A 229-nucleotide genomic window follows, 5' to 3' on the forward strand; every position below is an offset into this window, starting at 1 on the left:
GCGCGGTAGCCGCTGATGCCGGCCATCGACGTGAGCGCGTCCATCTTCTGCGCGCGCGACAGCGTGCGCGGCAGCGAATCGATCGCCAGCACCGTCGCGCGTTTCGCGGCCAGCTGCTGCATCAGCTCGGGGTTCTGTGCCGGCCACACGAAGCCGATCAGCGTGCCGCCTTCGCGCATCAGCGCGACTTCGTCGGCACTCGGCGGGCGCACCTTGAACACGATGTCGC

General features: G+C 69.4%; 1 pseudogene. It reads right to left on the minus strand.

The window, feature by feature from the left end:
* Positions 1-229: pseudogene (pntA, locus tag SB751_RS36040) on the minus strand (NAD(P)(+) transhydrogenase (Re/Si-specific) subunit alpha); the annotation flags it as partial.

This window comes from Cupriavidus sp. SIMBA_020 (genome assembly GCF_046535395.1).
GTDB lineage: Bacteria > Pseudomonadota > Gammaproteobacteria > Burkholderiales > Burkholderiaceae > Cupriavidus > Cupriavidus campinensis.